Origin of the sequence: Variovorax sp. PBL-E5 (assembly GCF_901827185.1) — a bacterium.
Classification (GTDB): Bacteria; Pseudomonadota; Gammaproteobacteria; order Burkholderiales; family Burkholderiaceae_C; genus Variovorax.
Map to the genome: position 1 here is coordinate 3,790,683 of NZ_LR594671.1, position 12,953 is coordinate 3,803,635.

At 68.7% G+C, this 12,953-nt stretch carries 12 protein-coding genes; 6 read left to right on the forward strand and 6 right to left on the reverse strand.

Features of this window, described 5'->3' with window-relative positions; all coding sequences use genetic code 11:
• Positions 1-5 precede the first annotated feature (5 nt).
• Positions 6-1,676, forward strand: coding sequence for an amidohydrolase (locus tag WDLP6_RS18450; protein ID WP_162593519.1), 1,671 nt, complete (start codon positions 6-8; stop codon positions 1,674-1,676).
• Positions 1,677-1,681: 5 nt separating this feature from the next.
• Positions 1,682-2,704: a CobW family GTP-binding protein gene (locus WDLP6_RS18455; RefSeq protein WP_162593520.1), complete on the forward strand. Its 1,023-nt coding sequence runs from the start codon at positions 1,682-1,684 to the stop codon at positions 2,702-2,704.
• Between the two features lie 409 nt (positions 2,705-3,113).
• On the opposite strand, the gene WDLP6_RS18460 is transcribed toward WDLP6_RS18455, so the two are convergent.
• From WDLP6_RS18460 to WDLP6_RS18470, 3 genes are all read right to left on the reverse strand, one after another.
• Positions 3,114-3,731: a DUF3501 family protein gene (locus tag WDLP6_RS18460; RefSeq protein ID WP_162593521.1), complete on the reverse strand. Its 618-nt coding sequence runs from the start codon at positions 3,729-3,731 to the stop codon at positions 3,114-3,116.
• A gap of 5 nt (positions 3,732-3,736) precedes the next feature.
• Entirely contained in the window at positions 3,737-5,089 is a 1,353-nt protein-coding gene (locus tag WDLP6_RS18465; protein ID WP_162593522.1) for a (Fe-S)-binding protein, read from the reverse strand.
• 140 nt (positions 5,090-5,229) lie between these two features.
• A complete protein-coding gene (locus tag WDLP6_RS18470) occupies positions 5,230-5,649 on the reverse strand; it encodes a rubrerythrin family protein (RefSeq protein WP_162593523.1) in 420 nt (139 codons plus the stop codon).
• Between the two features lie 222 nt (positions 5,650-5,871).
• Between WDLP6_RS18470 and WDLP6_RS18475 the strand changes: the two genes are divergently transcribed.
• From WDLP6_RS18475 to WDLP6_RS18485, 3 genes are read left to right on the forward strand one after another with little or no spacing between them, the layout of a single operon-like run.
• Positions 5,872-6,759: a S1C family serine protease gene (locus WDLP6_RS18475; protein ID WP_162593524.1), complete on the forward strand. Its 888-nt coding sequence runs from the start codon at positions 5,872-5,874 to the stop codon at positions 6,757-6,759.
• Positions 6,756-7,136, forward strand: coding sequence for a response regulator transcription factor (locus WDLP6_RS35120; protein ID WP_162568619.1), 381 nt, complete (start codon positions 6,756-6,758; stop codon positions 7,134-7,136). Before WDLP6_RS18475 ends, WDLP6_RS35120 begins: the two co-directional genes overlap by 4 nt.
• Positions 7,137-7,143: 7 nt before the next feature.
• Positions 7,144-8,151: a S1C family serine protease gene (locus WDLP6_RS18485; RefSeq protein WP_162593525.1), complete on the forward strand. Its 1,008-nt coding sequence runs from the start codon at positions 7,144-7,146 to the stop codon at positions 8,149-8,151.
• 22 nt (positions 8,152-8,173) lie between these two features.
• Here WDLP6_RS18485 and WDLP6_RS18490 read toward each other — a convergent pair whose 3' ends face one another.
• Positions 8,174-9,487, reverse strand: coding sequence for a hemolysin family protein (locus WDLP6_RS18490; protein ID WP_162593526.1), 1,314 nt, complete (start codon positions 9,485-9,487; stop codon positions 8,174-8,176).
• A 23-nt stretch (positions 9,488-9,510) separates the two neighbouring features.
• Between WDLP6_RS18490 and WDLP6_RS18495 the strand changes: the two genes are divergently transcribed.
• Entirely contained in the window at positions 9,511-10,353 is an 843-nt protein-coding gene (locus tag WDLP6_RS18495) for a symmetrical bis(5'-nucleosyl)-tetraphosphatase (protein ID WP_162593527.1), read from the forward strand.
• A 24-nt stretch (positions 10,354-10,377) separates the two neighbouring features.
• On the opposite strand, the gene WDLP6_RS18500 is transcribed toward WDLP6_RS18495, so the two are convergent.
• Together WDLP6_RS18500 and ypfJ are read right to left on the reverse strand one after the other, a co-directional pair.
• Positions 10,378-11,856 carry a DEAD/DEAH box helicase gene (locus tag WDLP6_RS18500; RefSeq protein WP_162593528.1) on the reverse strand — a complete coding sequence of 493 codons (1,479 nt, stop codon included), beginning with the start codon at positions 11,854-11,856 and terminating at the stop codon, positions 10,378-10,380.
• A 188-nt stretch (positions 11,857-12,044) separates the two neighbouring features.
• Positions 12,045-12,932 (reverse strand): KPN_02809 family neutral zinc metallopeptidase, encoded by an 888-nt coding sequence (gene ypfJ / locus WDLP6_RS18505; protein WP_162593529.1) that lies wholly within the window; start codon positions 12,930-12,932, stop codon positions 12,045-12,047.
• Positions 12,933-12,953 lie beyond the last annotated feature (21 nt).

Consider the following 12,953-nt stretch of genomic DNA (forward strand, 5'->3'; position numbering starts at 1 on the left):
TCGCCATGAGTTCCACCACCGTCTACCCCGCCCGCAAGATCATCACGATGAACCCGATGCAGGAGACCGCGACGCACGTCGCGGTGCGCGACGGACGCGTGCTGTCGGTCGGCACGCTGGCCGACATGCAGGCCTGGGGCGCCTTCGAGCTCGACACGCGCTTCGCCGACAAGGTGCTGATGCCCGGCCTGGTCGAGGGCCACTGCCATCTGAAGGAAGGCAGCATGTGGGACTGGGCGTACCTCGGCTGGTTCGACCGGCGCGATCCGCAGGGCAAGGTGTGGAGCGGCCTGCGCTCGATGGACGCGGTGGTCGCGCGGCTCACCGAGGTCGCCGCGCAGATGGATGCCGAAGGCCGGCCCGCCACCGAGCCGCTGATCGCCTGGGGCTTCGATCCGATCTACTTCGGCGGCGAGCGCATGACGGTCGCGCACATCGATCGCGCCAGCGTCACGCGCCCGATCGTGATCAGCCATGCCAACGGCCACCTGATGAACGTCAACAGCGCGATGCTGCGGCTGGCCGGGATCACGCGCGACAACGAGGTCGAAGGCGTGGTCAAGTTTGCCGGCGGCGCGGCGGACGGCGAACCCACCGGCGAGTTGCAGGAGCCGGCCGCGATGTTCCTGGTGCTGCGCAAGATCGGCAACGCCGGGCTGCTGGCGCCGATGACCGAAGCCGGCGTGCGCTCCTTCGGCCGCCTCGCCTGCCTGCAGGGCGTGACGACGGCGACCGACCTGGTCAACGCGCTGACCGAAGTCGATTGCGGCGTGCTCGAGACGGTCACGCAGGACGAGGGTTTCAGCGTGCGCATCCTGCCCGCGTTCAAGGCCTTCCATGGCTCGCATGCCGCGGCGCTGGGTGCCGAGCACGTGCGGGGCCTGATGCCGCGCAACACCGACCGGCTGCGCTACGGGCTGGTCAAGATGATGCTCGACGGTTCGATCCAGGGCTTCTCGGCGCGCTTGCGCTGGCCCGGGCATTTCAACGGCGCGCCCAACGGCATCTGGGTCACCGCGCCGGCGCAGTACGAGACCGACTTCGAGACCTACCACCGCGCCGGTCTCACCATCCACACGCACACCAATGGCGACGAGGCCAGCGAGGCGGCGATCGACGCCATCGAGCGCGTGCTGGCGCGCGCACCGCGCGCCGACCATCGCCACACGCTGCAGCACGCCCAGATGATCGATGCGCCGCTGTTCCACCGCATGGCCGCACTCGGCCTGTGCGCCAACCTCTTCACCAATCACATCTGGTACTGGGGCGACCAGCACTACGAGATGACGATGGGCCCCGACCGCGCGAACCGGATCAATGCCTGCGGCAGCGCGCTCGCCGCCGGCGTGCCGCTGGCGATCCATTCGGATGCGCCGGTCACGCCGCTCGGGCCGCTGTTCACCGCGTGGTGCGCGGTCAACCGCGTCACGCCCAAGGGCCGCGTGCTGGGCGAAGCCGAACGCCTCAGCGTGCCGCAGGCGCTGCGCGCGATCACGCTCGGCGCGGCCTGGACGCTGAAGCTCGACCACGAGATCGGCAGCATCGAATGCGGCAAGCGCGCCGACTTCTGCGTGCTCGAGGACGACCCGCTCGCGATGGACCCGGCCAAGCTGAAGGAGGCGCGCGTCTGGGGCACCGTGCTGTCGGGGCGCGTCTTCGAGGCGCGCCGGGGCTGAGCGGCATGGCGCCGCAGCAGCCACGGCGCCGGCTGCCGCTGACGGTGATCGGCGGCTTTCTCGGTGCCGGCAAGACCACGCTGCTCAACCGCTGGCTGCGCGAGGCGCGCGGACGGCGCATCGCGGTGCTGGTCAATGACTTCGGCGCGCTCAACATCGATGCCGAGCTGATCGCGGCGGCCAGCGGCGACACCATCGCGCTGACCAACGGCTGCGTGTGCTGCCAGATCGGCGACGACCTGTCGCGCGCGCTGATCGCGGTGCTCGACGCAGCGACGCCTTTCGACGCGGTGGTGATCGAGGCCAGCGGGGTGTCGGATCCATGGCGCATCGCGCAGCTGGGCATGGCCGATCCGGGGCTGAATCTCGACGGCGTGATCGTGCTGGTCGATGCGGGTGCGGTGCGGGACCAGGCGCGCGATCCGCTGTTGACGGACACGCTGGAGCGGCAGCTGCGCGCGGCCGATCTGATCGTGGTGAACAAGACGGACCTCGTCGCGCCGGAAGAACTCGTGCGCGTGCGTGAATGGATCGCGACGATTGCGGGGAAGACGCCGCAGCTGGAGACGACGCAGTCGCATGTGCCGATGACATTGCTCGAGGGGCTGGTGCTGCCAGGGGGGCGTGGGCGTGGTAGTGGGCATGACCATGACCATGACCATGACCATGACCATGACCATGACCATGACCATGACCATCACGATCACGATCACGATCACGATCACGATCACGATCATCCGCATGATCATGGCGAGTTGTTCGACACGTGGTCCTGCAGGCCCGGGCACGCTTTCGCTGCGGCATCGCTGCGCGAATGGCTGCGGGATACGCCGGCTGGACTGCTGCGACTGAAAGGCTTGGTGCGCACGGGCGCAGAACAGTGGTCCGAGATTCAGTTTGCAGGCAAGCACGGCTCACTGCGAGCGACCGAGGCGCCGGCGGGCGGTGCCGCAGTGGTGGCGATCGCGCTGCGCGGGCGGCTGCCGCGGGAAGCGCTGGAGCTCGTGTTCGGAGATGTCTCGAATTGACTTGCTCCCTCTCCCTCTGGGAGAGGGTTGGGGTGAGGGCTCCGGGCCTCTGCCTTGTGCGTTGCGTTTGATCGAAGGCCGGAGCCGGGAATTCGCCCCGGCGGGCGACAAGTGCGATCAGCAATCAGCAGCGGCATTCGGTTGTCTTGGCTGTTCTCCAGCCAAGCGAAGCGACGGCCCGAGAAACACATATACGCGCCATGGCGCGTGGACCCTCATCCCCTCTGTGCGCGCCGAAAAGCGAGCACCGCAGGTTGCCCCGTGGCGAAGCGCAGGGGTCGCGCACAGTGGGGGTCGCCTTTCTTTGGTTACTTTCTTTGGCGAGACAAAGAACGTGACTCGCCCGCCGGGGCGAATTCCCGGCTCCGGCCTCAAGAAAACATGCAGCCGTACTAGACGCCCGGCGCCCTCACCCCAACCCTCTCCCAGAGGGAGAGGGAGAGGGAGCAAGAACCAGATCACCCGCCAGGCTGGCCAGCACCTCCGGCCCGATCGTCATCAACGCCGGATAGTGCGTGTGGTCGCACCCGAGCTTGACCCCCGCCCCCGCCCGCACCGCCGCCCGCGCCGCCTTGCCGAACTCGAAGCGAACGAAATGCACCGCGGAGGTCTTCTCGTCGTTCTCGCGATCGAGGTCCTCGTCGGCGATCGCGTAGACCCGGTCGTGCCCTTCGACCTCGACGAACACGCGGTCCTCCACGCCGATCAGCCGCGCCAGCTCGCGCTTGCGCTCGTGCGGATCGGGGTACTCGATCAGCAGCGTCGCCTTCCAGTTCGTGCCGTCGGGCACCAGCGCGGCATAGGCGTCGATCTCGCCCTGGATGCCTTCTTCGTCGAAGATCTTCTCGATGTGCAGCATCTCCTGGATCTGCCGGCGGATCGTGCGCTCGTCCTCGAACTGGATGCTGATGTGCTCGCCCAGATGCGCCGTGCGCAGCCTGCGGTGCGCGATGAACTCGGCGGTGCTGGTCTTGCGGATCTTCGCGTAGGCCTCCAGCGTCATCAGACTCTCTTTGGTGATCGCCATCGTGTTCACTCCAGGCCGTAGGCCATGCGCATCAGGCTCAGCGGATGCTGCAGCCGCGCGGCCGGCAATGCATCCTGTGCCATGCCCTGCGCGATGTGGTGGCCGGCCAGCGCGCAGTCGGAACTGATGTAGTCGGGCGCGTCCTTCGCCATCGCCTTGAACACCGGCTTGCCGATCTTCATCGCGATCGGATGCGTCGCCGTCTTCACGCCATAGGTGCCGGCATGGCCCGAGCAGCGCTCGACGGTGTTGAGCTGCACGCTGACCGCCTGCCCGATCAGCTTGAACATCTCCTCGGTCTTCTTGCCGATCTTCTGCACCCGGCCGTGGCACGGGATGTGGTAGCTCACCTTGCCCAGCGGCGTGCTGAAGTCGGTCTTCAACAGGCCGTCCTTGTGGCGCGCCACCAGGTACTCGAAGGGATCGAACATCGCCTGCTGCACGCGCTTCACGTCGGCATCGTCGGGGAACAGCAGCGGCAGCTCCTGCTTGAACATCAGCGTGCACGAAGGGATGGCCGACAGGATCGCAAAGCCGTCCTGCGCGTACTTCGCAAGCACCGGAATGTTGGCCTCCTTGTGCCTGGCGACGCCGTCGAGATCGCCGAGTTCCAGCTTCGGCATGCCGCAGCAGCTCTCCTTGTCGACCACGACGTAGGGGATGGCGTTGTGCCGCAGCAGCTTGATCAGGTCGAAGCCGATGCCGGGCTCGTTGTAGTTCACGTAGCAGGTCGAGAAGATCGCCACCTTGCCGGGCGTGCGCTCGCCGTCCACCACCGGCCGGGCGACATCGTCGGCGGGCGCACTCCAGCGAAAGCGCTTCGTCGCCAGGTCGGGCAGCCACGCGTCGGGATGCACGTGCAGCGCGCTGTCGAGCAGCTTGCGCACCGGCCGCGTCCTGTTGAGCGCATTGACCGCCTGCACCACGACCGGAATGCCCGCGAACTGGCCGTGGATGTCGGTCGAGGCCAGCAGCTTCTCGCCCGCAGCGACTTCGCCGCGCTTGAACTTGATGGCCTTAGCGCGCAGCATGATGTGCGGGAAGTCCACGTTCCACGGATGCGGCGGCACGTACGGGCACTTGGTCATGTAGCAGAGGTCGCACAGGTAGCACTGGTCGACCACCTGCGCGAAATCCTTCTTCGCCACGCCATGCACCTCGCCGTCCTCGGTCGCATCGACGAGGTCGAACAGGTTCGGGAATGCCTGGCACAGACTCACGCAGCGCCGGCAGCCGTGGCAGATGTCGAACACCCGCTCCATCTCCTTCTCGCAGGCGGCCTGGTCGTAGTAGTCCGGGTTCTTCCAGTCCACCGGATGACGCGTCGGCGCCTCGAGGTTGCCTTCTCGATTGCTCATGAGTGCCCTTGCAATACACCGCCGTGACCCCGGTCACGCGGTCGTTCGTGAAACACCACGGATCCGGCTCCGCCGGTCCGCAGGTGTTGCCCCCTGCAAGGGGGTTGGCGAAGCGACACGAAGTGCGCGAAGCCTGGGAGTTAATCGGCCAGTGCGTCCAGGGCCTTGGTGTAGCGGTTGGCATGCGAGCGCTCGGCCTTGGCCAGCGTCTCGAACCAGTTGGCGATCTCGTCGAAGCCTTCCTCGCGGGCCTGCTTGGCCATGCCCGGGTACATGTCGGTGTATTCGTGGGTCTCGCCGGCCACTGCGGCCGTGAGGTTCTGCCGGCTCGATCCGATCGGCAGCCCGGTGGCCGGATCGCCCACCGCTTCGAGGAATTCCAGATGGCCGTGCGCATGGCCGGTCTCGCCTTCGGCGGTGGAGCGGAACAGCGCCGCCACGTCGTTCTGGCCTTCGATGTCGGCCTTGTTCGCGAAATACAGGTAGCGTCGGTTGGCCTGCGATTCGCCTGCGAAGGCGTCCTTCAGGTTCTGCTCGGTTCTCGATCCTTTCAAGCCCATGTCGGTCTCCTGTGGAGGGGTTGGTCTGTACAAACGGAACCGTCGCTGTCGTTCATCGCGGGACAGCGGCGCAAGCGGAAGCCTACGCCTCGGCGCGCCGATCTCCAAATACAAGGCTTCAATAGGGTCCATTGAGGCAGGCAATAACGCCCCACCTGCCCATCAGGGCAGTAGCGGCGGCCCGGGGCGGCCTCGCACAATGAAGCCACCCAAGGAGATCCGATGTCCGACACTTCTTTTGCTTCACCCCTGGCGCAGCTTTCCGCGGCGATGGTCGACGCGGTGGCCGCTGCATCGCGCAGCGTGGTCGCGGTCCATGCGGGCCGCGTGCGGGCGAGCGGCTTCGTCTGGCGCGACGGCCTCGTCGTCACCTGCGACGAGGCGCTGCCCGAAGACGAGACCGTCGAGCTCGTGCTGCCCGGCGGCGCCAGCGTGCAGGCCGCGGTGGCCGGCCGCGATCCCGGCACCGACATCGCCCTGCTGCGCATCGAGGCTGCGGCGCTGGTGCCCGTGGCGCTCGACACCGCGCCCGCGGCGCAAGCCGGTGCGATCGCACTGGCCGTCGGCGCCTCGAACGGCAGTCCCTTGTCCGCAGCCGGCACGGTCTCGCTGGCCGGCCCGGCCTGGCGCAGCCTTCGCGGCGGCGACATCGACGCGCGGATCGAACTCGATCTGATGCTGCGGCGCAGCGCCGAAGGCGGCCTCGTGGTCGATGCAGGCGGCCGCGCATTCGGCATGGCCGTGTTCGGCCCGCGGCAGCGCGTGCTCGTGATCCCGGCGGCAACGATCGAGCGCGTCGCCTCGCTGCTCGCCACCCATGGCCGCGTGCCGCGCGGCTACCTCGGGCTGGCCCTGCAGCCGGTGAAGCTCAACCCTTCGGGCGTCGGCGCGATGGTGATGAACGTGGCGGCGAACGGCCCGGCGGCAGCGGCCGGGCTGCGCCAGGGCGATGTGATCGTGGCATGGAACGGCCAGCCGGTGCGCAGCATCCAGATGCTGCTGCGCGCGCTGGGCCCGGCCAGCGTCGGCACGGTTCTCACGCTCACGCTGCAGCGCGCCGGCGAGCCTGCCGAAGCCAGGCTCACCGTCGGCGAAAGGCCCGCCGATTGAGCCCGAACGCCGCCGCCGAACCGGTCGTGATCGCACTGGCGATCGCGGATCCGGTGCTGTCAGAACGCATCGCGGCCGCGCTGGCCGATGTGCCCGGCCTGCGCCTGGCGCAAGCCGGCGAGGCCGCCGACGCGGCGCTGGTGCCGGCCGATGCGGCGACGCCCGCGGCACTGGCCGATGCGGCGCTCAGCAAGCGCGAGCTCGAAGTGCTGGCGCTGATGGCCGAGGGCGCCTCCAACAAGGCGATCGCGCGGCGCCTGGGCATCTCGGTCCATACCGCCAAGTTCCATGTCGGCTCGCTGCTCGACAAGCTCGATGCCACGGGCCGCACCGACGCGGTGGCCCATGCAGTGCGGCAGGGCGTCATTCATCTGTGAGGAATCCATGTTCGACGCAACGCACAGCACCGCGCCGCCAGAGGGCGCACCCGAGGCCGGCGACGAAGCGCCGCTCGATGCCTACTCGCGCGTGGTTTCCGCGGTGGCCGACCAGGTCGGGCCGGCCGTGGTCCGCGTGGAAAGCCGCCGGCCCGGCCGGCGCGGCGGACTCGGCTCCGGCGTGGTCATCGCCGGCGACGGGCTGGTGCTGACCAACAGCCACGTCGTCGCCGGCACACGGCGCGTGCGGCTGGGCATGGCGGAAGGCGGCGACACCGATGCCGAGGTGCTCGGCGACGATCCCGCCACCGACCTGGCCCTGCTGCGCGCCGAACTGCCGCGCGGCGCGGTGGCGGCCGTGCTGGAGGATTCCAAGGTGCTCAAGCGCGGGCACCTGGTGGTGGGCATCGGCAATCCGCTGGGCTTCGAGTCGACAGTGACGGCCGGCATCGTGTCGGCGCTGGGGCGCTCGCTGCGTTCGCAGAGCGGCCGCCTGATCGACGATGTGATCCAGACCGATGCCGCGCTCAATCCGGGCAATTCCGGCGGCCCGCTGGTGGCGGCATCGGGCCGGGTGGTCGGCATCAACACCGCGATGATCGCGGGCGCGCAAGGCCTCGCGTTCGCGGTGTCCAGCAACACGGCGCGCTTCGTGATCGGCGAGTTCATCGCCCACGGCCGGGTGCGGCGCGCCCACCTCGGCATCGCGGCGCAGACGGTGCCGCTGGCGCGGCGCATCGCACTCGCCACCCAGTCGGGCGCGCATGGCGTGCGCGTGGGCGAAGTGATGGCCGGCGGCCCGGCGGAGCTCGCCGGCCTGCGCGTCGGCGACATCATCGTGGCGCTCGATGGGATCATGGTCGCCGGTGCCGACGACCTGCTGCGCCTCCTCAACGCGGACCGCATCGGGCATGCGGTCCAGGTTTCGCTGCTGCGCGACGGCCGGCGCATGACGCGGATGGTGACGGCCCAGGAGCGCGTGCAGCCGGCCTCCGCATCGGGCTCGCCGGGCTGAGCGCGCGAGCGCTGCGCCGCGCTCAGGGCGCGAGGTCGTCGGCGCTGGCGTCGGGGTAGGCCAGCACGCGGTCGATGCGCTTGCCGTCGAGCGCCACCACCTCGAAGCACCAGCCCGCGCATTCGATGCGCTCGCCGGCGGCAGGCAGATGCCCCGAGACGAACATCAACAGGCCGGCGACGGTGTTGTAACGTCCGCGCTCTTCCTCGGGCAGCTCGCGGATGCCGAGCCGCGCGCGCAGCTCGGACACCGGCATCAGACCGTCAAGCTCCCACACGCCATCGTCACGTTCGCGAGCCCAGGCCTCGGCGTGGGTGGCGACCTGCAGTTCGCCAGTGATGGCCTCGAGCAGGTCGCGCGGCGTCATCAAGCCCTGCACCACGCCGTATTCGTCGACCACGAACACCAGGCGGCCGGCGCGCTCGCGGAACTGTTCGAGCAGTTCCATGCCGGTCAGCGTCTCCGGCACGAACACGGCCGGCTGCGTCGCGTGCTCGATGGCTTCGGCATGCGCGGTGCCGAGCGTGAGCAAGTGCGCGACGCTGATCACGCCGGTCACGTCGTCGAGCGAATTGCGGCACACCGGATACCAGGAGTGGACGAGATTGAGCGCGCCCGCGGCCGACACCTGCTGCAGCGCCTGTGCGACGGTGAAGGAGGCTTCGAGCCATTCGATGTCGGCGCGCGGAATCATCAGCGAAGACAGTCGGCGGTCGTCGAGGTGGAACACATTGCGCACCATCTGGTGCTCGTGCATCTCGATGACGCCGGCATCGACGCCCTCCTCCAGGCTGGCGGAGATCTCTTCCTCGGTCACGACGCGCGCCGCGTTGGAGTCGATGCGCAGCAGCTTCAGCGTGGCGGCGGTCGCGCCCGACAGCAGCAGCACGAAGGGCTTGGCGGCAGTGGCGAGGCTGCGCATCGGCCGCGCGACGAAACGCGCCACCGGCTCGGGATAGAGCTGGCCGATGCGCTTGGGAACGAGCTCGCCGAAGATGATGGTGAAGAAGGTGATGCAGCTCACCACCACCGCCGTCGACGCAATGCTGGCCGTGCGCGCGCCCATGCCGATCGTTTCCATCCAGACCGAAAGCGGTGCCGCGAAGGCGGCCTCGCCCACGATGCCGCTCAGCATGCCGATCGAGGTGATGCCGATCTGTACGCTGGACAGGAACTGGGTCGGATCCTCCATCAGCTTGAGCGCCGCGGCGGCGCCCGCATCTCCGGTTTCGGCGAGCGCCATCAGGCGTGCCCGGCGGCTGGTCGAAAGCGCCATTTCGGACATCGCGAACGCCGCATTGAGCGTCGTCAGCAAGGCCAGCAGGAGAACATCCATGTAGGGGGGAGAGAATGGGGACCATGGCACTTTACTTGATCGGTGACGTGCAGGGCTGCGACGAAGCGTTGCAACGCCTGCTCGACGAACTCGCTTTCTCCCCGAGCCGGGACACGCTGATCGTGCTCGGCGACCTGGTCAACCGGGGTCCGGCATCGGCCGAGGTGCTGCGGCGCATGCAGCGCTATGGCGCGGCCGCACAGAGCCTGCTGGGCAACCACGATCTGCACCTGCTCGGCATCGCCCACGGCGCGCGCAAGGCCGGCCGCAAGGACACGCTGCAGGGCGTGCTGGATGCGCCCGACAGCGAGGCGATGCTCGACTGGCTGCGCCACCAGCCCATGGCGCTGCACCGGACGCTGGACGGCGGCGAGCTGCTGATGGTGCATGCCGGCGTGCTGCCGCAGTGGGGCGTGGCCGATACGCTGTCATTTGCGGCCGAGGTCGAATCGGTGCTGCGGGGCCCGGCGCTGGAGGATTTCCTTCAGACGATGTATGGCAACGAGCCCGCGCAGTGGGACGATGCACTCACGGGCAGCATGCGCCTGCGCGTGATCGTCAACGCACTCACGCGGCTGCGCTTCTGCACGGCCGAAGGCGTGATGGAGTTCGAGAGCAAGGACGGCGCAGGCACCGCGCCCAACGGCTTCATGCCCTGGTTCGACGTGCCCGGACGCGCGAGCGCCGCGGCCACGATCGCCTTCGGCCACTGGTCGACGCTGGGCTGGGTTTCGCGGCCCGACCTGATCTCGACCGATACCGGCTGCGTCTGGGGCGGCTGCCTGAGCGCGGTGCGCATCGGCGCGACGCCGCTGGCGCGCGAGCTGATTCAGGTGAAGTGCCCGGAGGCGCAGAAGCCGGGTTGACCGGCAACCTGCCTGGCGAAAGACTCAGCTCGGCTCGCTGGTCTTGAACAGCGCCGCGACCTTGCGCTTGGTCTTGATGTTGCTCGAGATGCCCCGCGCCGGCGCGGCCTTGGCAGCGGCCTCCCAGGCCGGCTCGGCCTCGCGCTCGGGCGCTTCGTAAGGCTGCTCGAAGAAAGGATCGCGCGGCGCGCTCGGCGCGCGGTGCGGGCGGCCGCCACCGCTACCGCCACGCAGCGGCCGGGCCTCGGCGCGTTCGCGCGGGCGGTCGAGCGTGTCGAGCACGTCGCGCGCATCGCCGGCCTCGCCTTCGTCGCGCCAGTGGCGGCGGCCATCGTTGATGCGGCCGCGCGGGCGGTCTTCCTCGAACTCGATGGGTTCGAGCTCGATCTTGGTCTTGAGCAGTTTCTCGATGTCGGCCACCAGCCGCACGTCGTTGCCGCCGCTGGCGAAACTCACGGCCAGGCCCGATGCGCCGGCACGGCCGGTGCGGCCGATGCGGTGCACGTAGTCTTCGGCGTTGAACGGGATGTCGAAGTTGAAGACCGCCGGCACGTCCTTGATGTCGAGCCCGCGCGCGGCCACGTCGGTGGCCACCAGCAGGTCGACTTCGCCGGCCTTGAAGGCCGCGAGCGCCTTCAGCCGCTCGTCCTGGCTCTTGTCGCCGTGCAGCGCGGTGGTCTTCAGGCCCTCGCGTTCGAGCGAACGCGCGAGCCGGGCGCAGCCGAGCTTGCTGTTGACGAAGACGAAGGCCTGCGTGAGGCTGCGCTGGCGAATGATCTGCTTCAATGCCCGGCGCTTGTCGTCGTCGCTGACGCTGTAGAAATGCTGCTCGACGGTGGAGGCCGTCTCGTTCGGCCGCGCCACCTCGACGGTGACCGGGTTCTGCAGGTAGCTGCCGGCCAGGCGCTTGATCTCGGGCGAGAAGGTGGCCGAGAACAGCAATGTGGTGCGCTGCTTGGGCAGGTAGGAGAGGATGCGCTGAAGGTCGGGCAGGAAGCCGATGTCGAGCATGCGGTCGGCCTCGTCGAGCACCACGTACTCGACCTGGTTGAGCACCGCGTTCTTGGCCTCGATGTGGTCCAGCAGCCGGCCCGGCGTGGCGACCAGCACCTCGACGCCCTTCTTGAGCTCAAGCGTCTGCGGCTTCATGTCGATGCCGCCGAACACCACCGTGCTGCGCAGCTGGGTGTACTTGGCATAGAGCTTGACCTGCTGCGCGACCTGATCGGCCAGCTCGCGCGTGGGCAGCAGCACCAGCGCACGCACCGGATGGCGCGCGGGCGAGGTGGAGCTGTTCTCGTGCTTGAGCATGCGCTGCAGCAAGGGCAGCGAGAAGGCGGCCGTCTTGCCGGTGCCGGTCTGCGCCGCGCCCATCACGTCCTGGCCTGCCAGCACCACCGGAATGGCCTGTTCCTGGATCGGCGTCATGGTCTCGTAGCCCATTTCGGCAACGGCGCGCGCCAGGGGTTCGGCCAGGGAAAGATTGGAGAAGGAGCTTGTCATTGAGCCCTCCATTGTCGCACCGCCGCAAAAAAGGGGCGTGACAGCCTCGTTACCGCCCGAAACCGCCCCGTATTGACCTGTCAGAGGGCCGCCACGCCCGTCATGCGGAAGCGGCCGGCCCGCCCCCGGCAGGGGGTCGGCAAAGCGACACGAAGTGCGCGAAGCCTGGGGGCGAACAACAAGTCCAGCTACAAGCTTTTTGCGCCGAACGTGTCGCAATCCTGGATGCTGCCATTCTTGTAACCGGCCCCGAACCAACGCTGGCGCTGCGCGCTCGTGCCGTGGGTGAAGCTGTCGGGCACGATGGCACGGCCGGCGGCGCGCTGCAATGCATCGTCGCCGATCTTCTGCGCCGCGTTCATGGCCGCCTCGATGTCACCGGGATCCAGCCAGTGCTTGGATTCCTGCGAATGCTGTGCCCAGACACCCGCAAAACAGTCGGCCTGCAGTTCGACCCGCACGCTGAGCGCATTGGCCTGCGTCGGGCTCATGCGCCCGCGCGCCTGGTCGACCTTGGCGGTGATGCCCAGTTCGTCCTGCACGTGGTGGCCGACCTCGTGCGCGATGACGTAGGCCTGTGCGAACACGCCGGGCGCGCCGAGCTGGTTCTTGAGGGTGTCGTAGAAGCCGAGGTCGATATAGACCTTCTTGTCGCCCGGGCAGTAGAACGGCCCCATCGCCGACTGGCCGGTGCCGCAGGCGGTCGGCGTGGCGCCGCGAAACAGCACCAGCCGCGTCGGCGTGTAGGTTTCGCCGCTGCGCTGGAAGATGTCGCTCCAGACCACCTCGGTGTTCTTCAGGATGGTGGAGACGAAGGCCGCCTGCTCGTCGTTGGCCGGCGGCTTGTGGGCCGGGCCCTGCTGCTGGACCTGCGGCGCGGGCGAACCGCCGCTCAGCAGCCCCAGCACGGTCAGCGGATTGATGCCGAAGACCCAGCCCGCGATCAGCGCCACCACCACGGTGCCGATGCCGACGCTGCGCCCGCCGATCGGCAGCCCGAAGCCGCCGCCGCCGCCGCCGCCTTCGTCGCGGCGGTCCTCGACGTTGTCGGATTGCTCGTTGCCTTCCCATCTCATGACGATCTCCTGTGCCGCCCC

Coding starts and splice junctions, on each gene's coding strand:
- WDLP6_RS18450 (WP_162593519.1), top strand. CDS start 6: ATGAGTTCCACCACCGTCTACCCCGCCCGCAAGATCATCACGATGAAC.
- WDLP6_RS18455 (WP_162593520.1), top strand. CDS start 1,682: ATGGCGCCGCAGCAGCCACGGCGCCGGCTGCCGCTGACGGTGATCGGC.
- WDLP6_RS18460 (WP_162593521.1), bottom strand. CDS start 3,731: ATGGCGATCACCAAAGAGAGTCTGATGACGCTGGAGGCCTACGCGAAG.
- WDLP6_RS18465 (WP_162593522.1), bottom strand. CDS start 5,089: ATGAGCAATCGAGAAGGCAACCTCGAGGCGCCGACGCGTCATCCGGTG.
- WDLP6_RS18470 (WP_162593523.1), bottom strand. CDS start 5,649: ATGGGCTTGAAAGGATCGAGAACCGAGCAGAACCTGAAGGACGCCTTC.
- WDLP6_RS18475 (WP_162593524.1), top strand. CDS start 5,872: ATGTCCGACACTTCTTTTGCTTCACCCCTGGCGCAGCTTTCCGCGGCG.
- WDLP6_RS18485 (WP_162593525.1), top strand. CDS start 7,144: ATGTTCGACGCAACGCACAGCACCGCGCCGCCAGAGGGCGCACCCGAG.
- WDLP6_RS18490 (WP_162593526.1), bottom strand. CDS start 9,487: ATGGATGTTCTCCTGCTGGCCTTGCTGACGACGCTCAATGCGGCGTTC.
- WDLP6_RS18495 (WP_162593527.1), top strand. CDS start 9,511: ATGGCACTTTACTTGATCGGTGACGTGCAGGGCTGCGACGAAGCGTTG.
- WDLP6_RS18500 (WP_162593528.1), bottom strand. CDS start 11,856: ATGACAAGCTCCTTCTCCAATCTTTCCCTGGCCGAACCCCTGGCGCGC.
- ypfJ (WP_162593529.1), bottom strand. CDS start 12,932: ATGAGATGGGAAGGCAACGAGCAATCCGACAACGTCGAGGACCGCCGC.